General features: G+C 53.7%; 13 protein-coding genes. 5 read left to right on the forward strand and 8 right to left on the reverse strand.

The genetic code is table 11. The features are described from left to right. Positions 1-143: 143 nt before the first annotated feature. From HMPREF1640_RS08455 to HMPREF1640_RS08475, 5 genes are read right to left on the reverse strand one after another with little or no spacing between them, the layout of a single operon-like run. A complete protein-coding gene (locus HMPREF1640_RS08455) occupies positions 144-2,504 on the reverse strand; it encodes an ABC transporter permease (protein ID WP_036893884.1) in 2,361 nt (786 codons plus the stop codon). A gap of 2 nt (positions 2,505-2,506) precedes the next feature. Further along, on the reverse strand, positions 2,507-4,900 hold the full coding sequence (locus HMPREF1640_RS08460) for an ABC transporter permease (protein WP_081935324.1): 2,394 nt from the start codon (positions 4,898-4,900) through the stop codon (positions 2,507-2,509). Between the two features lie 9 nt (positions 4,901-4,909). Then, a complete protein-coding gene (locus HMPREF1640_RS08465; RefSeq protein WP_036893886.1) occupies positions 4,910-5,590 on the reverse strand; it encodes an ABC transporter ATP-binding protein in 681 nt (226 codons plus the stop codon). An 18-nt stretch (positions 5,591-5,608) separates the two neighbouring features. Beyond that, positions 5,609-6,856, reverse strand: coding sequence for an efflux RND transporter periplasmic adaptor subunit (locus HMPREF1640_RS08470; protein ID WP_036893887.1), 1,248 nt, complete (start codon positions 6,854-6,856; stop codon positions 5,609-5,611). Then, entirely contained in the window at positions 6,841-8,172 is a 1,332-nt protein-coding gene (locus HMPREF1640_RS08475; RefSeq protein WP_197051502.1) for a TolC family protein, read from the reverse strand. The genes HMPREF1640_RS08470 and HMPREF1640_RS08475 overlap by 16 nt, the downstream gene beginning before the upstream one ends. A 278-nt stretch (positions 8,173-8,450) precedes the next feature. Here HMPREF1640_RS08475 and HMPREF1640_RS08480 point away from each other — a divergent pair, with 278 nt between their 5' ends. The 3 genes from HMPREF1640_RS08480 to HMPREF1640_RS08490 are packed head-to-tail and all read left to right on the forward strand — an operon-like array spanning position 8,451 to position 11,348. Then, the gene (locus HMPREF1640_RS08480; protein WP_036893912.1) at positions 8,451-9,863 is read left to right on the forward strand and encodes an alpha-amylase family glycosyl hydrolase; all 1,413 of its coding nucleotides are present in this window, start codon (positions 8,451-8,453) and stop codon (positions 9,861-9,863) included. 57 nt (positions 9,864-9,920) lie between these two features. Next, positions 9,921-10,442 (forward strand): response regulator transcription factor, encoded by a 522-nt coding sequence (locus tag HMPREF1640_RS08485; protein WP_036893888.1) that lies wholly within the window; start codon positions 9,921-9,923, stop codon positions 10,440-10,442. A 51-nt stretch (positions 10,443-10,493) separates the two neighbouring features. Then, positions 10,494-11,348, forward strand: coding sequence for a HAMP domain-containing sensor histidine kinase (locus tag HMPREF1640_RS08490; protein WP_036893889.1), 855 nt, complete (start codon positions 10,494-10,496; stop codon positions 11,346-11,348). 122 nt (positions 11,349-11,470) lie between these two features. Here HMPREF1640_RS08490 and HMPREF1640_RS08495 read toward each other — a convergent pair whose 3' ends face one another. Next, positions 11,471-12,463, reverse strand: coding sequence for a malate dehydrogenase (locus HMPREF1640_RS08495; protein ID WP_036893913.1), 993 nt, complete (start codon positions 12,461-12,463; stop codon positions 11,471-11,473). A 204-nt stretch (positions 12,464-12,667) separates the two neighbouring features. Here HMPREF1640_RS08495 and HMPREF1640_RS08500 point away from each other — a divergent pair, with 204 nt between their 5' ends. Continuing rightward, positions 12,668-14,449, forward strand: a complete 1,782-nt coding sequence (locus tag HMPREF1640_RS08500; RefSeq protein WP_036893890.1) for an aminopeptidase P family protein — start codon at positions 12,668-12,670, stop codon at positions 14,447-14,449. A 127-nt stretch (positions 14,450-14,576) separates the two neighbouring features. Here the strand turns inward: HMPREF1640_RS08500 and HMPREF1640_RS13280 are convergent, their stop codons facing one another. Together HMPREF1640_RS13280 and HMPREF1640_RS08510 are read right to left on the reverse strand one after the other, a co-directional pair. Then, positions 14,577-14,753 (reverse strand): type IIL restriction-modification enzyme MmeI, encoded by a 177-nt coding sequence (locus HMPREF1640_RS13280; protein ID WP_156098761.1) that lies wholly within the window; start codon positions 14,751-14,753, stop codon positions 14,577-14,579. Positions 14,754-15,180: 427 nt separating this feature from the next. Then, complete coding sequence (locus HMPREF1640_RS08510) at positions 15,181-17,277, reverse strand: HD family phosphohydrolase (RefSeq protein WP_036893893.1); 2,097 nt, start codon at positions 17,275-17,277, stop codon at positions 15,181-15,183. A gap of 100 nt (positions 17,278-17,377) precedes the next feature. Between HMPREF1640_RS08510 and gltX the strand changes: the two genes are divergently transcribed. Next, positions 17,378-18,904: a glutamate--tRNA ligase gene (gene gltX, locus HMPREF1640_RS08515; protein ID WP_036893895.1), complete on the forward strand. Its 1,527-nt coding sequence runs from the start codon at positions 17,378-17,380 to the stop codon at positions 18,902-18,904. Positions 18,905-18,915: the final 11 nt, after the last annotated feature.

An 18,915-nucleotide genomic window follows, 5' to 3' on the forward strand; every position in this document is an offset into this window, starting at 1 on the left:
TCTCTGCAAAAATACAAAAAAACAACCAGTCGGAGCATGTTTCCTGTCCACTTTTTTTTAACACGAGACGCTCCTCGCCCACTGTTCTTTCTTGTCAAACAATGGCGAGAAGCGTGATAGATAGGCCTGTTTGTGTCTGTCGTCTACTCGGTGCGGATGCTTTGCACCGGATTGGTGGTGGCCACCCGCCAACTCTGCACAGCCACCGTGAGCGTCACCAGCATGGAAACCACGATGAGCGACAGTGGGAACACCCACCAACAAATGGGTGCGTGAGAGGCAAAATTGCGCAGCCATTGGTCGGCCAGATACCATGCTATGGGCACCGACACCACGAACGCCAAGATGAGCAACGGCAGGTATCGCCGGACAAACAGCAGCAACACTTGGCACACGGAGCTTCCCATGACACGGCGCAAGGCTATCTCCTTTCGGCGATATTCACTCTCGAACATGGTCAGGCTGAATACGCCCACGAGCGTGACGAGCAGGCATACCAACGCGAAGGTGCGCACTTGGGATATGAAGCGAAACTCGTCCTGATAGGTATATTGCAGTTTTTCGTCAAGGAAACTGAACTCGTAAACTTGCGATGGGTCGAGCTTCTGCAACATGCCAGTGAGTTGGCGCTTGGCCTCCAACTTGTCAAAACCGGCCGCGACACGCACGAACAACATTCCACAGCGGTCACCCCACTCTTTGTAGTCGTCGCCCATGATGATGAACGCCACTGGCGCGGCGCTGTCATCGCGGCGCATGGAGGTGAGCTTGAAATTCTCGCAAACGCCCACCACATCGTAAGCACCCTCTCCCCATGCGCTGGTGGAGATAGAGATAGGGCTTCCCACGCGCAGCCAACCGTACTGCTTGGCCATGTTACGGTTGATGATATAAGCCCCCCGGGCGTCGGCGTCGTTGAAGTCGCGACCTTCCACTATGCGTATTCCCATGGTGCGCAAGTAGTCTTTGTCCACCGGCACGACATTGTATCTCATGCGATGCGTGTCGTCGCCACGCCCCCACATCATAAAAAGGTCACCGTCACCAAGCTCAGACGCGCCATAGGCGGTGCTCGCCACGCATGGCAATTTGCGCAGCTCATTGGCGATGGCGGCTTTCTTGTGCATGCCCTCGCATGACAATTGGGCGAAAAGCACCTCGTCCTTGTCAAAGCCATAGTCGGTGTTAAATATGTAATGCGACTGCGATGCCATGACACCTACGTAGGCCACCAACGCGAAAGCGATGACAAACTGCACGAAGAGCATGAGTGAGCGCAACTTGCGTCCATGCGGCGTAAGCCCGAAAGCGCCCTTGAGGGCCAAGGCGGGAGCAAACGACGTGACATACCACGCGGGGAAAAGGGCCGACGCCACACCGACCATCAAGGCGCCAACAGCCGTGATAAGTGCCAATGACCACCGCAATCCACTGCCCGAAATTAGGCGCATGCAGGTGGGGCTCGAGACGAAAAGCCATACCCACAACGACGCTAACAAAATGGCTATCAACGTGATTACAAGATTTTCGATGATGACGCGCCAGCGCAATGTCGCTACAGACGCACCCATAACCTTGCGCGTGTTGACGCCGCGCATGCGCATGGGAGCCTGCGCCAACGTGAAGTTGACCAGATTGAGCAGTGCCACGATAAGCACGAAGATAGCGGCGCCATACAGTACGCCCACAAGGTTGCGACTGCCCTTGTCGGCCAATCCCACCCCGGAGAAGTAGGTGTCCGCCATCGACGTAAGCCTCAGCTTGAAGCCACTATCCCTGTCGAAGCTACGCTCGTCTGTGATACCAAACAGTTCCATAACCTTATGCTTGAGGGCTTTCTCCACGATGGCACGATTGTCGGCATTGTCAAGCCGCAGGTAGACAACGTAACTCCACTCCGAGCGGTCGTCCAAAAGGCGGTCGCCATAGCACGTGTAAATGCCATTGGGCATCATGCAGTTCTCGGGAAAGTCTTCGCACACGCCCGCCACCGTATAGGTTTGGGCGCGCTGCTTGTCGACAAACTGTCGGCCCACGGCCCGCTCGGTGCCAAAAAGTCTGACGGCCTCGCTGCGGCATACGATGGCGGCAAGCTCGTTGTGCTGCCAATCCTTGTCGCTGCCATACAGCATTTTCGCCCCGAAGAAGCGCAGGCCAGGCCGTCCCATGGCAAGAACGGTGGTCTCAAACTCACGATCGCCCACATTGACCGCAAACTCGTGCGAAGTTATATCAACGCTCTGCACGGCCTCCACGTGGGGCACCGTGGCAAACGCCACCTCAAAAGGGCGCATCACAAAGTCTGACCACCCACTGCCGTTCTCCTCGTTGAGTATCTCGAATCGATACGTACGTTCGTAATTGGGCAACCCATGATTGTAATAACTGTTGTAATGGGCCTGGGTCAGGAACAAGTAAGCGGCCGCGATGGCTATGCTCAACCCGAGCAGGTTGAGCGTGGCGGCCAACTTGTATCGGCGAAATAAATATAATAATGATTTCATTGTCATTCTGTTTTAATGGTTTTGACAGGATTTGTGCAAGCTGCCCTCAAGGTTTGGAGAAAGACAGAGGACAGTGCCAGGGCAAACGAAACAGCCACTGGCAGCAGCATCATCCACGGCGTAAGCGAGATGCGATATGGGAAATTTCGCAACCACTCACTCAAAACATACCATGCCAAAGGAGTGGCTATTATATAAGAGAGAAGCAGGGGCGAGAGAAAACGGCGCAACAGATTGCACAGGACCAATTCTGTAGAACATCCCATTATTTTTCGAATACCAACCTCTTTTTTGTGTTGACGTATGAAAAAGACAGACGTTCCGATATAGCCCAGCGTTGAGATAAACAATGCCACTACACCAAACAGTACCACGATGAGCAACGTGTTGTTGTTGTCTTCAAAAGCTGCGTTGATATCTTCTTTAAAGTTATCAACTTTCCATTTCAAGTCTTCTTTGGTTTTATCCACTCTGGCCACAGCCTCTTTAAGCCTTTGTTCAGCTTGAAGCGAGCCGTCGGTCTTTACTAAAAAAAACATGTTTTTCATGTCCGCTGGATCTAATATCCGAATGATAAAAGGCTGCGCCTCCATCAAAATATTGCAGAAATGAAAATCTTTAAATATACCCGACAACTGATGTTTGCCGTCATTCAATGTCAACACGCGATCATTGTCGCGCAGGCCAAGCAAACGCGCCCCCCTCTCATTTAGATAGTATGAGCCTTCGGAAGGGCCATAGTCTACAGAAAGTTTTAAGCCATAAATCCCAAGTGCCACACTGTCCATGTTCAATGTATAGAACGAGACGTCTTGTGTGGCATCATTATCAGGCCGATGAATTGTAATCATATTTCTGTTATTACCGGTCAAGCTGGTTCCCTCAAAACATCCCACTCGCTGAACGAAAGGCATTTTGTCCAACTCTTCACGCATGGCCTGAGCATTGTTGGCAGCCACCATGAACACATTCTCGTAATTAAATCCCAACGGAGCGTTGACCAAATGCCGCACTTGAAGATATATGACGAGTGTGGCCGTGAGCATCATGACCATAACCATACTTTGCAACATGATGAACAAACGTCCCAAAAACATCTTGGAATGATAGCGAAACGAGCCTTTTATCACGTCAACAGGCTTGTACTTGGCCATTTGCAAAATGGGAAAGATGCCTGACAATATGCTTAATGCCACTATAAACACTACACAAATTGTAATTGAGAGAACGTTGATGTCATGCTGCAACATGATATGCCCTTTGAACAACATGCTCACTTTGTCTTGGAAAGCGAAAGCCAACAACAGGCCAAGCCCAAACGAAACTGACACGATAAACGCCGATTCGGCGATGAGTTGCATGGATATTTGTATCTTTTCACTACCCAACAGCATACGGGTGGCCATTTCCTTGAACCTAAATCCCATATTGGCCATGGTAAGGTTGATATAGTTTGTGACAGCGAAAAGAAAGATGGCGACAACCACCGCCAACAAGACGCCCATTCGTCCACGGTCTCCCTTTTGGAGTCCGCAACCATCATTGAGTGGGCTGAACATGAGTTCTCTCAAAGGCGTTAAAGTTGTTTCCTTCCACGAGCTGAACCCCAAGGCAGGAATGTTCGTATTCATGTATTTTTTTATCATGTCACGTTTTGAGGACAAGTCGGCTCCCGGGCGTAACAGTAAAAAAGACCTTGTATATCCATTGCCCGTGTAAGCGTACGCATTGGGAGAAGCCATGAAGCCACATATTTGAGGTTGCCGATTCATGTGGACCACAACCTCAATACTGTTAGGGAAGATAGTCTTGTCAAAATCTTTCATCACTGCCGACACCGTATAGACAAGCGTACTGTCGTATGGGTTGTCGTTGGCAATGCAAATGTCTCTATCTCCCACTATCTCTATTCCTTTGCCTATCGCTTTTCCGTCAGGAAAAAGACGATGGGCAAGCGATTCTGTGATGACACAATTGTCCGAGACGCGTAGCGGTGACCGATGGTCTCCATCCACTATATCATAATCAAAGATGTTGAAAAAAGAAGAATCGACCAATAATATATTGGCTGCGTTCTGCCCATCGGCGTTACTCCCTCTGTCTATTTTCTTGCCCTCGACCATAACGTTGCCACTATGAGCCAGCACACAACAAGTGTTTTCCACCTCCGGCAACATCTTGCCCAAATCTTGCGTAGGGCCATGCCAAGTGTAAAGGTTGCTCTGATTGCCCAAAACAACTATCCTGTCAGCATTGTCATGTTGGCTGTCGACAGTGCATTGCCGCCATGTATAATCCCCAAAAAGAATTACAAACATTAACGAGACCGCTAATCCGACTATATTAATGAATGTATAAAGAGGATTGCGAAGAAGAAAGCGAAAAAATGATTTCATGGCGCTTTTTTATAACATTCCATCCATACTCTCCACGATTTGTCCGTCAAACAGGTTCACCACACGGTTGGCATAGGTAGCGTCATGCCTCGAGTGGGTCACCATGACGATGGTGGTACCCTCCGCGTTGAGTTTGGACAACAATTGCATCACCTCCAAGCCGTTTTTTGAATCAAGGTTTCCCGTTGGCTCATCGGCCAAGATGAGCTTGGGGTGGCCCACCACGGCACGGGCGATGGCCACACGTTGCTGCTGTCCTCCGGACAACTGTTGCGGATAATGGCGAGCGCGTTGGGACAGGTTCACCTTGCGCAGTATCTCCAACACGCGCTCGCGGCGCTCCTTCCGAGGCACGTCAAGGTACTTGAGTTGCAACTCCACGTTCTCCTCCACGGTAAGCTCGTCGATGAGATTGAAGCTCTGAAACACAAAACCTATGCGTCCCTTGCGGTATTTCGTGCGGTTTTTCTCTCTCAAACGTCCCACTTCCTCGCCATCGAGAAAATATTGTCCCTCGGTGGGATTGTCAAGCAAGCCAAGGATGTTGAGTAGCGTGGACTTGCCACATCCGCTCGGTCCCATAATGGCTACAAACTCTCCGTCGGCCACTTGCATATTCACGCCGTTCAGTGCCACGGTCTCCACTTCTTCCGTTCGGAAAATTTTTGTCAGGTTCTCAATCTTAATCATAGCAGTTTTATTTATTTGTTATTTTAATTCCAACACGTCATTGTCCTTGAAAGCCTCGTAACCACTTGTCACGACACGCTCGTTGGGCGCCAAGCCCTCTGTCACCTCGTAATACTGTGGGTTCTGCCTGCCTATGCTGATTTTACGCCGGTGTGCCTTGCCGTTGTTGTCGAGCACGAAAATCCAGTTACCGCCCGTGGTATAGAAAAACGTGCCGCGTGGAATGAGCACTGCCGGCTCGGGCTTGCCCAACTCAAGGTTGATGTAATAAGTTTGGCCGCTCCTTATGTTGTGTGGGCGCGCTCCGACAAACGCGAAGTCTATGCGAAACTTGCCGTCGCGCACCTCTGGGTACACCTTGCGCACCGTCAGTTTGAACGTCTTGCCGTCACGCTCAAAAGTGGCGGGCAGCGAGGCGCGCACACGGTCTATGTAATGCTCATCTATGAGGGCGGTGATTTTGAAGTCGCTAAGGTCGTTTATCTGCCCTACGCGCTGTCCGGGTGTGATGCTTTGCCCCAACTCCACGTCGAGCAAGCCCAGTTCTCCGTCAATGGCCGAGCGCACCTCGAGCTTGCTCTTGCGCTCACGCACGAGCAAGACATTGCGTCGCATGTTGGCGAGATTGTCCGCCATCTGCGCCATCTGTGCCTTGCGGTAAGCCGCGTCCCTTCCTATGCGTTTGCGTATGAGCGCTTGTTTCCGGCATGCCAGCTCGTAATCTTCTCTGCTTTGCTCATAGGCCTCTCTACTCACCAAGTGGTCGTCATATAGCCGTTTGTTCTGTTGGTAGGCGCGCTTGCCGCGCTCCACGCCCATGTCGAGCGTGGCGCGCTCGGTCTCATTGTTAAGATTGTCTTGCTGCATGGCAATCTGCGTGTTGCGCAGCAGGTTTTGCTTCTCGGCCAACTCGGCCTCGGCGTTGAGGATTTGAAGGTCAAGATCGCTGTTGCTCAAGCGCAATATCACGTCGCCCTTGTGTACCATCGCACCCTCCTCTACCACTTTCTCACGCACTATCCCACCCTCCTCGGGCGATATTTGCACCACTTGTATGGGCGCTACTTGGCCATTGAGACGCACATAGTCGTTAAATTGGCCCCGCGTGACGGTGCTGATGGTGAGCTGCGACGCGTCCACGCTGATAGCGCTGTCATGGTTGCCGAGAACAATCCAAGCCACGAGGGCCAACACGCCAATACCGGCGGCGATGAAAGGTAAGTGCTTGCGGCGTAGTGCCGTCTTGTGTGTTATAGGTCTGTCCATAATGCGTCTCCTTGATAATAATTGAGTATTCGTTGTCTGTACATACAGTTCAGTTGGCTTTGCAAATATTGCGCGCGACTCCGGGCGAGGGCCACCGCCGTGGCTCGCACGTCCAATGGCGAGGCCATTCCCTCCTCATACTTACGAACGCTGACGCGCGCCGCTATGCTGTCCGCCACCACCACGCTCCGTGTTTTGGCTTGCTCGGCCCATGCGTCTTGCAGGTCTGTCCACGCCTCGGTTACAAGCCGGCGTAGCTCCGAGCGCTCAAAGTCCAACCGCTCGCGGGCCTTGCGCAGGCTGTTGCGCTCCCGACGTATGCTCGACACAGTGGCCAACCGGTTGAAAAGGGGAATGGAGAGCGTGGCATAAACATATTTGCCCATATTGTTACGCAACTGGTCGCCAAGGCTCGCACCCCCCGATTGGTGCAGGTTCTTAAAATAGGTGGTCCCCAATCCTCCACCCACACTCAACGTTGGCAACAACGCTCCACGTGCGATGGCAAGCGACTGCCGAGCCGCGGCCACACCATATTCCGCCTGTCTGAGCGTGGGATTTACGGCTTTGGCGCGCGCATAAATATCGGCGGCGCTGGCAATGGGTGTCGCTATAGGCTTCACGCCCAAGGTGTCGAGCGTCAACATGGAATCGGCGGGATAGTTCATGGCTGACTTCAATGCGAGCGTGGCGTTGCTGAGCGAGTTTTGGCAACGTGTCACCTCACACTCATCGGCGGCCAACGTGGCTTCCATTTGGGCTACATCGGCGCCGCCCTTGGTGCCCACCCGCTCCATGAGACGCGTGCGTCGCAGCAGCTCCGCGCTCTCGTCGCGCTTATCCGTGGCGATGGCGAGCGCCCCGCGGCCGTAGCACACATTCACGTACGCTTTGTAAACTTGCATGGCGGTCTCGTCCTGCTTGGCGCGCAGGGCTTGCCTGCCCAGCAGCGTGTTCACCTTGGCCAAACGCAATGCGTGGTAGCGGCGCATGCCATCAAAGAGCGGCAGCGAGGCCGAGAGGCTGTAGTTGTTATAAAAGGTGTTCACGTTGGTATAGGTATTGGTCTCCGGGTCGATGGTGCGGCCGAAGTTAAACTGCCCACCTACGCCCGCCTCCACAGATGGCAAGAAAGCGCCCCAAGCCCTCATGCGGTCGCTCTCGTTGTCATCGAGCGCGAGCTGTTGTTGCCTCACCCCATGGCTATGGGCCACGGCGTACCTCATGCAACGATCCACCGACCACGCCTCTTGGGCATGGACATGGACGCAAAGCGTCACCAACATAGATAAAATTACACTTGTTCGTTTCATCATTAAAGTTTTATACCGCAAATTTAGGAAGGCAAGCTCACCCATACAAGGATTTTGTGGCGTCAAGAAGAGGTTTGTATGAATATCATACACCTGTTTGTATGAAAGTCATACACAAAGGCGCGAGAAATAAAAGAATTTTAAAAGACAAAAGCGCAGCGCGCGCGGCTTTTTCGACCATGACATATAAAATTAGCCATTCCTATTTGCCAATGTTCAATGAAATAGTCTTATCTTTGCTATTGGAATGACTATACGTGACCAATCCTAACAATACAAGAATGAAGAAATTGCTCTTATTATTCGCCTTGGCCCTTCTATTGCCGCGCCAGGGCTACGCCCTCAAGCCAGCGTCCAACGACAACATGATACTGCATGCGTGGTGCTGGTCGTTCAACACCATACGCGAGAACATGGCAGCCATCGCCAAGGCGGGCTACACCATCGTGCAAACATCACCCGCGCAGCGCTGCGTCACCGAGGTGAGCCGTGACAAGGGCGGCGGCAATCAGCTGTTCGGGCATGGCAAGTGGTATTACCAATACCAGCCCACCGACTGGAAAATAGGAAATTACCAAATGGGCACCAGAGATGATCTCATAGCCCTCTGCAAGGAGGCCAAACGCTATGGCGTGCGAGTGATAGTCGACGTGCTGCCCAACCACACCGCCATCAACGACTGCCAAGTGGAGGCCGACCTCGACGCGGCTGTCGGAGGGCACGCCAACCTTTACCACGCCAATGGGTTCACGGAGATAAAAGATTATAGCGACCGGTTGCAATGCACCACCGGCCAAATGGGAGGGCTGCCAGACGTAAACACCGAGAATCCCGATTTTCAGCATTACTATCTCACCTATGTCAATGATCTCTTGGCGTGTGGCGTGCGCGGTTTTCGCTACGACACGGCCAAACACATAGGCCTGCCGAGCGACCCGAAAGACCCCAAATCACCCCAAAACGACTTTTGGGATGTCGCGACAGGGCGCAAAGCCGTCAAAGGCCTGCGATTGGCGCTCCCCGCGGACAGCCTTTTCATATACGGCGAGGTGCTGCAAGATACCAATGTCAAGGAGAAAGAATACGCCGACGCCATAGGCCGCGTGACAGCCAGCGCGCTGGGTTGGTGCATAAGGCACGCGCTGGAGGGCCACGAATGGAAGGCAAGCGAGATTGCCAAATACTGCCATCCGGCAGCCCCCAGCCGATTGGTGACATGGGTAGAGTCGCACGACACATACTGCAACGGCCACGAGAGCGCGGCGCTGACCGACGACCAAATACGCATGGGATGGGTGTTTATCACCGCGCGGCAATTTGGCACACCCCTCTTTTATAGTCGTCCGGACGGCAGCTCACCCCAAAACATATGGGGAAACAACATTGTGGGGAAAAAAGGCAACGACGCCTTCAGGCACCCGGAGGTGGTCGCCGCCAACATGTTCCGAAAGGCCATGCACGGGCAACCGGAGAGCGTCTCATACGCAAACGACGGCCAAGCCATCATGGTGACACGCGGAAAGAAAGGAGCGGCGATCATCAACATTTCCCATAAGCCACAAGTTGTCAGCCTGAGAACCTCGCTCCGCAACGGCAAATACAAAGACAAGGTTCACCAAGACACGTTCTTCGTCAGCCGCGGCATGTTGAGAGGCACGCTCGCGCCGCTCACCTCCTACATATTATATAGGTAACGTTATTTTCCCAACCTGATCTCCCTGCAATCACAAACAATCACAAACGGATAGCGTATGGCTTCGTACGGAACAATATTGGTGGTGGATGACAATCCCGGCGTGCTCACCGCCGTGAAGATATGCCTCGATGGCGTCTTTGGCAAGACCATAGCCCTGAGCCACCCGGACGACATTTTGCCCACCTTGGCGAGCGAGCAAGTGGACGTGGTGCTGCTCGACATGAATTTCGGAATGGGTGTCAACTCTGGCAGGGAGGGGCTGGTTTGGCTCAACGCCATCATCAAGCGACATGCCAACACGCCCGTGGTGCTGATGACCGCCTACGCCGACGTGCAGTTGGCCGTGAAGGGACTGAAAGCGGGGGCGGCCGATTTCGTGACCAAACCATGGGACAACGATGATTTGGTGCGCGCGCTGAAAGACGCCGTGGACCGCAACAAACGAGTGGAACCGCTCGACAAGATAGAGGCGGAGCACGTGCGCAAGGTGGTGGAAACCTGCCACGGCAACATCAGCAAGGCGGCCGAGTTGCTGGGCATCACCCGGCAAACGCTATACGCCAAGTTGCGCAAATGAGTACAAGCCGCGCGTGCATAAGGAGATTAAGGAAAACTAACAGTTGTAAAAATGACGAACTGGGAATGGATTGTGGGGGTGATGGTTGTGACGACGCTGGCTGTTGGCGCATGGTTTTTGTATCACCAAAAGCTGTTGGCGCGCCGCGCCCAATTGATGCGCGAGGCCATCCTGAACCAAGATTTCATGTTCCGGCTGCCTACCAAAGGGCTCTTCAGGGGCGAGCGGGCGTTGCAAGAGACTCTCAACGATCTCGGGCAAGACATCGCCCGGCTTGTGGCCAGACACGAGGTGGAGTCTTGGCAACGACTCACGCGCGTCCTTACGCACGAGATTATGAACGCCACAACGCCCATCAGCAGCATCAGCCAAGCCTATCTCGCCCACCCGGGCATCAAGGGCTCGCCCTACGAGGAGGGCATCAGGGCCATCCACGACACCTGCGACGGCTTGTGCGCCTTCGTGGACAGTTACCGCAAGCTCACCCGATTGCAGGAAGCCGCGCCAACAGACATAAACCTGTTGGAGCTTCTAAACTCATTGAGAACGCTCTTCGGCAATCTCAAGTGGCATGTTGGCATACCAGCGGAGACAATCGTCCACACCGATGGAAACATGCTGAGACAAGTGCTGCTCAACCTTGTCAAAAACGCCGTGGAGGCAGGAGCCGGCACAATCGACGCAAGATGGGACGGCGCGCTGTGGGTGAGCAATGACGGCGCACCCATCGCGGCCGACGTGGCCAAAGACATCTTCGTGCCCTTTTTCACCACCAAGACCACCGGAACGGGCATCGGCCTGTCACTCTCGCGCCAACTCATGGTCGTATCCGGGGGCGACTTGCAACTGGCGGAACGCCCCGTAGCAGGCTATCATGTTACCTTTATAGTCAAGACATCAGCTTAGCGCATACCACGATCGTTACTTGCCAGCCATGCGGCAAGCGTACAAAAACGCCCGGCCAACCGCGCGCTCGCGGTTGGCCGGGCCATTTTATATCAGTCCACGGCAATGCCGTAACCCTGTTATTAGAGGTTGGCGTTGTCTTTCTTCCATTCCTCCACGGCGGGAACGATGTTGAGACTTACTATCTCATCACGCATCTTGCAGAGGTGTTCATAAGACGCTTGCAACGAAGCCATCTCGCCATCCGTGCCCTTGGGCGCCGTGTAATGCACGCCATCGGTATCGATAGTGGTTGGCATGGCCATCATAACGTTCTTGAAACCCAATTTTTCGTCGTTAACATAGCAACCAGCGGGCAGGGTGAACTTCTCGCCACCCATAGCGGCCTCTGTCATCTTCACGGCGAGATAAGCGGGACTTTGGAATGAGCTGCGGCCACGTAGCTTGATAATCTTGGAGCCACCCTGCACGGTGTCGTGCTTGATTTCTTCCCAACGAGCGTCAGAAAGGCCCATCTCGGACAATGGCTTGCCGTCCACCTTAACTTGCGAAGCGAACACGGCCATCTGCTCGCCATGGCCGCCATAGGTGTGAGCGCCAGTGACCTTGTCTTGCTGAACGCCAAACTCCAAGGCCAGAGCCTGCTGCAAACGGGTGGAGTCCAAAGCGGCCAAGGAAGACAGTTGGTTAGGTTTCAAGCCCGAGTGGATCAGGGCGGTCAAGGCGGTTACGTCGGCAGGGTTGAAGATTACCACCACAAACTTAACATCAGGGCAGTATTTTTTGATGTTCTCGCCAAAATCGGCGGCTATCTTGCAGTTGCCCTTGAGCAGGTCCTCGCGCGTCATACCCTCTTTACGGGGAGCGCCACCGGAGGATATAATGTATTTGGCGCCCGTGAAAGCCTCCGCGGGATCAACCGTATAAGTGATATTGGCGCCCGGGAAAGCGCACTGTTGCATCTCGTTGAACACACCATGCACACCCGGCTCGTAAATGTCATACAAGCAAATGTTAGGCGTAAGGCCAAGCGTCAAAGCGCTCTGCACCATGTTGGAACCAATCATACCGCCGGCACCGACGATAACAAGTTTTTCGTTTGTTAAAAATTTCATAAATATTGTGTTTATTTGGTTGAGGTATTCCAAGCGTCAGGTAGCCTGTCAAAGCCATTTAGCGTGGCATCAAGGTAGCCCTTGTTGATTAAATGCAAAGATAATAAAAATCGAGTTCATTCGGTATTTATTTTTCATTTAATTTGTTGTTTATTCTTAAAAAACACTATCTTTGCCATGTCCATTTCGCAAATTAATCATCTTATGAAAATTCAACAACGTTTATCGGCTCTAAGAGAGGAGATGCGACGAGAAAAACTCGACGCTTTTATTTTTCCAAGTACCGACCCACATCACAGCGAGTATGTGCCCGAGCGATGGAAAGGCCGACAGTGGATTAGCGGTTTCGACGGCTCCGCCGGAACGGCCGTGGTGACCCTTCGGTCGGCGGCGTTGTGGACAGACAGCCGTTATTTCTTGTCGGCGACCAAGCAATTGGAGGGCACCGAGTTTCGATTGATGAAGCTCAGGATGCCCGGCACGCCCACCATCGCTCAGTGGATAGGTGCCGAATTGCGAGCGTTTGGCGGCAACTCGGTGGGCGTAGACGGCATGGTCAACGCGCTTGACGACACCGAGAGCCTCATCGCCGACCTTCGACGCGAGGGAGGCATCACGGTGCGCACCAACCTCGACATTCTCAATAATATATGGACAGACCGCCCAGCCATACCCACCAACAAGGTGACAGTGCACCCCATGACTTATGCCGGCGAGACCGCCAAGAGCAAACTGGCGCGCGTCAGGCAGGCTTTGCGCGAGCTTCACGCCGACGGCATGTTAGTGTCGGCGTTGGACGACGTGGCATGGACGCTCAACTTGCGAGGCACAGACGTACACTGCAACCCCGTGTTCGTGGCCTACCTGCTCATCGACAGCGACCACGCCACGCTATATTGCGACAAGGAGAAGCTCTCCGCCGACGTGACAAGTTACCTCAACGACCAAGGAGTGGCGACCGCCCAATACGCCGATGTGCGAAAAGGACTGAAAGATTATTTTGAGTACAACATTCTATTGGACCCCAAGGAGACGAGCTACACACTGGCCAAACTGGTGAACACCAAGGAAGTGGTGCGGCAAGCATCGCCCATACCGGCCATGAAGGCCGTGAAAAACGACACGGAGATAGCGGGATTTCGCCACGCCATGCTCAAGGACGGCATAGCCATGGTCAAGTTTTTGCGGTGGCTCAAGCCAGCCGTCAAGGCGGGCGGGCAGACAGAGATGTCCGTCAGCCAGAAGCTCACCGACCTGCGCGCCGAGCAACCGTTGTTTCGCGACATCAGTTTCGACACCATCGCGGGCTACGCCGAGCATGGGGCCATCGTGCACTACGAGGCCACGCCCGACACCGACGCGGCGCTGCTGCCACGGGGCTTCCTGCTGTTGGACAGTGGCGCGCAATACGAGGACGGAACCACCGACATCACGCGCACCATACCGCTCGGCCCGCTCACCGACGAGGAGCGGCGCGTCTACACGCTCGTTCTCAAGGGGCACATCCAGCTTGAGCTTTGCAAGTTTCCGCGCGGAGCCTCGGGAACCCAATTGGACATACTCGCCCGGAGTGCCATGTGGCGCGAGGGCATGAACTATATGCATGGCACCGGGCACGGCGTGGGCTCCTATCTCAACGTGCACGAGGGGCCGCACCAAATACGAATGGAGTACGTGCCCGCGCCGCTCAAGGCCGGCATGACGGTGACCGACGAGCCCGGGCTGTACCTTGCGGGGCGTTTCGGCGCGCGCATAGAGAACACGTTGCTCATCACGCCCTACAAGGAGACAGAGTTTGGGCAGTTCTTGCAATTCGAGTCGCTCACCCTTTGCCCCATAGACACCGCCCCCATCGTTCGGGAGATGATGCTCGCCGAGGAGGTGGCATGGCTCAACGACTACCACCAACAGGTGCGCGACACGCTCTCGCCACACCTCGACGAGGGAGAGCGGGCATGGCTGCGCGAGGCCACCGAGGCCTTGTGACATTTATAACAAGGCGTCAAGGATTACCGACAACAGGCGAGCGCGTCGCTCACCATGACCCGCGCGCCACGTTTCAGGCGCGCGCCAAAAGCCCGTCCCTCAACCATTGCCATACCCCCACGCGCCACTATACCATGCGCTCGTACAGCCTGGACAGCTCGGCCACGCACTCCGTCTCTGTCATCTTGAGCCCAAAGCCATACAGACGCATCACCGCGCGGTCGTTGTCTTGATGCGCTTGCAGCAGCTCTCGAGGCATAAAAAAAACAGGACAAAAAGCTACTGGAAATGAGCGTATTTGCAAACGACGAAGTCTTTGGTCGAAAATACGCAAGAATGGAGGGTTTTCATTTATCGCCTATAAATCAAACTGATACGTCGTCATTTACCAATTGACAAGAAAAAAGTTTTCTTGCGCCGTCACGTTTAGGCACTTTACGTGGCACGATAAAGCGCGAAACAGCTCGCCAATGGCATCGTATCGCATTGGGATTGGGCGCGAAACGCGACACGAACGAGCGCCAATGGCATGGGGGCAGCGTCACGGAGCCACCAAGAACCCTACTTTATGATAAAAAAAAGAAGTTGGGTACAGCTAAAACAGATGATTTGCGAAGCCCAAAATTTGTGATTTTTCTCTGACAGTTTATATAGAAAAGACACGTAGAGATGGCCTCCAAGCCACGGCCGAGCCGTATGCCCCAACCCACCATCCACGCGCGACCCGACGGCTATCGGGGCGCGCCGTCGCCCCTCTTGGCCATTCTGGACGGGTATTTCACGCGGGTGTGGTAGATGGCCTTGAGCCTGTCTATGAGCACGAGCTTGGCCGTGGCGATGTCGTAAAACGTGATTTTGCACTCCTTGAAACAGCCGTCGGCAACCAATTGGTCTATGAGCTTGTTGACCAACGCGGCCAACGTCTCCTCGCTGTACTCGCGCAACGAGTGCGAGGCGGCCTCACAGGTGTCGGCCATCATGAGGATAGCCTGCTCGAGAGTGTATGGGTTGGGTCCGGGATAGGTGAACAGCTCCTTGTCGACCACCTCGTCGGGGTGGTCGTTTTGATACTTCACATAGAAATACTTTGTGACGTTGCGCCCATGATGCGTGCGTATAAAGTCGATGATGGCGACGGGGAGATTGGCCTCCTCGGCTATCTTGACACCATTGGCCACGTGCTCGATGATGACGCGCGCGCTCTCCTTGTCGGTTAGATTGTCATGCGGATTGACGCCACCCTGCTGGTTCTCGGTGAAGAATGCGGGATTGACCATCTTGCCAATGTCATGGTAAAGGGCGCCGGTACGCACAAGGGTGCTGTTGCCCCCCACCTTGTTGGCTATCTCGGCGGCAAGGTTTCCCACGGTGATGGAGTGCTGGAACGTGCCAGGAGCCACCTCGCTGAGATTGCGCAACAACCCCTTGTTGGTGTTGGAAAGCTCTATGAGGGTAATGTTTGAGACAAACCCGAAGGCCTTCTCCACAAGGTACATCATGGGGTAAGCGGGCAGGACGATCACGCCATTGATAAGGAAATGGTAGAGCATGTTGGTGTCCATGTTGAAGTCGTCGCCACTCTGCGCGAGCTTGATGGCCATGTAGGTGGCGCTCATGGCGAGGGCGACGAAAAGCGCCGTCTTGAAAACCTGCGCGCGGGAGGACATCTCTCGCAGCGAGAAGATGGCCACCAATCCCGACACTATCTGTATGATGATGAAATCAAACTGGTAGCGCACGGCGATGGCGGATATGAGCACCGTGATCGTGTGCGTCATAAATGCCGTGCGAGCATCCATGAAAACCCTGACAAAGATGGGGATAAGGGCGAAAGGAATGATGTACACGCTGAGATTGAAATAGACATGTTTCATCATGAGCGACACCAATATGGGGTACAACACGATGAAAGAATAGAGCATGGCGATGCTACGCGGCTTGTTGAAATAATCTTTGCGAAAGAGCGCCAAATAGCAAGTGAAGCAAGCCACCAAGATGAAAACGTAGATGAAATTTCCTATGAGGATATTGGTGAGCTGCGATTTGGAGGCGCTACGCCGCTCCATCTCCCTCTCCCACGAGGACAGCACGCGATAGTTGTAATCGTTGACCATATCACCCACGCCAATGATTTTCTGCCCGCTCATCATCATGCCACTCGCTGGCGACACGCCGCTGAGCAAATCGTTCTTGGCCGTCTCCGTGCGCTCCTTGTCGAAAAGGAGGTTAGGCTCTATATAATCGGTGAGATCGAGCTTTTGCAACGCGGCGCGCTCGGGTGCGAGTGTCTCGTCATCGAGCAAACTCTCATAGGCCGACATCGTGGAGTAGAGACAGTTGATGGGCAAGCTCTCCGTGCTCTTGCCAAAGATGACACGCACCAACTTGGCCGTGTCGCCGCGCATGATCCGGTCGTAATTGGGTTTCTCCATGATGCCGGATTGATACAACCGGTGCAGCCTGTCGACCACCACCTTGCGGTAAGCGGAGGGCAAACCGTGCATGCCGTTCTTGAAATCTCGCTTGAACTTGGCCAAAACCTCTCCCTCCACATGGTGGTCGTAAATGAAATAAGGCTGAAACTGGCTGAGCAACGAGTCTTTTTCGGAGGCGATAGCCTCATCTGTCTTGTAGATAGGAAAATCGTATTTGGCTATGACGGTGCCATAACGCCACGGCTCACCCACCTCGTAAGCGTACTGCTTACCCTCTCGACGTGGCAAAAACCAGACGACAAGAGCCGTGGTAAGAAAGACAAGGGCTACTCGTATGGCATTTTTGCGCCAATGCCGTCGTTCCTTTTTATAATGGTTCTCAATGATACCCATGCACGATTCTTTTATTGTGTTCGCTCTGCGAAAATACTAAATTAATACGGCAAAATCGAAAAAATATATTAATTTTGCAAAAAATTATAAGTTTTATATCATGTCAGCAAGAAGAGTACGGGTTCGATTCGCACCCAGCCCAACAGGCCCTTTACACATTGGCGGCGTGCGCACCGCGCTTTTTAACTATCTCTTCGCGCGCCAGCACGGCGGCGATTTGATACTCCGCATAGAAGACACAGACTCCAACCGGTTTGTAAGCGGCGCGGAGGAATACATCCTTGAGGCTTTCGAATGGTTGGGAATAACATTTGACGAGGGTGTGGGCATAGGTGGAAAATACGGTCCCTACCGCCAAAGCGAGCGACGGGAGACATATCGGAAATATGTTGATCAGTTGGTGGAGGAAGGCAAGGCGTACTATGCTTTTGACACGCCCGAGGAATTGGAGCGCAAGCGCAAGGAAGTGCCCAACTTCCAATACGACGCCACCACGCGCATGGAGATGCGAAACTCGTTGGTGATGGATCGCACGGAATGGGAGCAGCTTATCGTGGATGGTACCCAATATACCGTGCGCTTCAAGGTTGAGCCGGGACAAGACATCATGGTGGACGACCTGATACGCGGCGAGATACACGTGAAAAGCGACATCTTGGACGACAAGGTGCTGTACAAAAGCGCGGACGAACTGCCCACCTACCATTTGGCAAATATCGTGGACGACCACTTGATGGAGGTGAGCCACGTAATTCGCGGCGAGGAATGGCTGCCATCGGCGCCATTGCACGTGTTGCTTTACGAGGCGTTGGGATGGAAAGACAGCATGCCAAGTTTCGCGCACTTGCCGCTACTGCTGAAACCGGAGGGCAAAGGCAAACTGTCCAAGCGCGACGGCGACCGGCTGGGATTTCCGGTATTCCCATTGGAATGGCGTGACCCCAAGACCGGCGACGTGAGCGCGGGTTATCGCGAAAGTGGCTATTTCCCGGAGGCCGTGATCAATTTCCTGGCGCTGTTGGGATGGAACCCGGGCACAGAGCAGGAAATATTCTCCATGGAAGAGCTGGTGAACACTTTCGACATTGGGAAATGCTCGAAAAGCGGTGCCCGTTTCGACTACCAAAAAGGCGTATGGTTCAACCATGAGTACATCTTGCGCAAGAGCGACGACGAAATCGCGCGCGACTTCGCGGCGATCGTGGCCGGAAACGGCGTGGAGGAAACGTTTGAGCGGGTGAAAGAGGTGGTGCACATGATGAAAGACCGGGTGAACTTCGTGAAAGAACTGTGGCCGCTATGCTCTTTCTTCTTCATCGCGCCAACTTCTTACGATGAGAAAACCGTGAAAAAACGCTGGAAGCCCTACTCTACGCGGCAAATGACAGAGCTGGTTGAGGTGCTGAAGGATATAGACGACTTCTCCGTGGAGGGACAAGAACCCATCGTGGAACAATGGATAGCCGACAAGGGATACAAGATGGGCGACATCATGAACGCTTTCAGATTGACATTGGTGGGTGTGGGCAAAGGCCCCGGCATGTTTGACATATCCGCTTTTTTAGGAAAAGAAGAAACTATCAAACGATTGAGAAAAGCCATTGAGGTACTTCCCTCGGGCGAGTAACATAGATTCGG

Source organism: Prevotella sp. S7-1-8 (genome assembly GCF_000758925.1).
In the GTDB taxonomy this organism is placed as follows: Bacteria; Bacteroidota; Bacteroidia; order Bacteroidales; family Bacteroidaceae; genus Prevotella.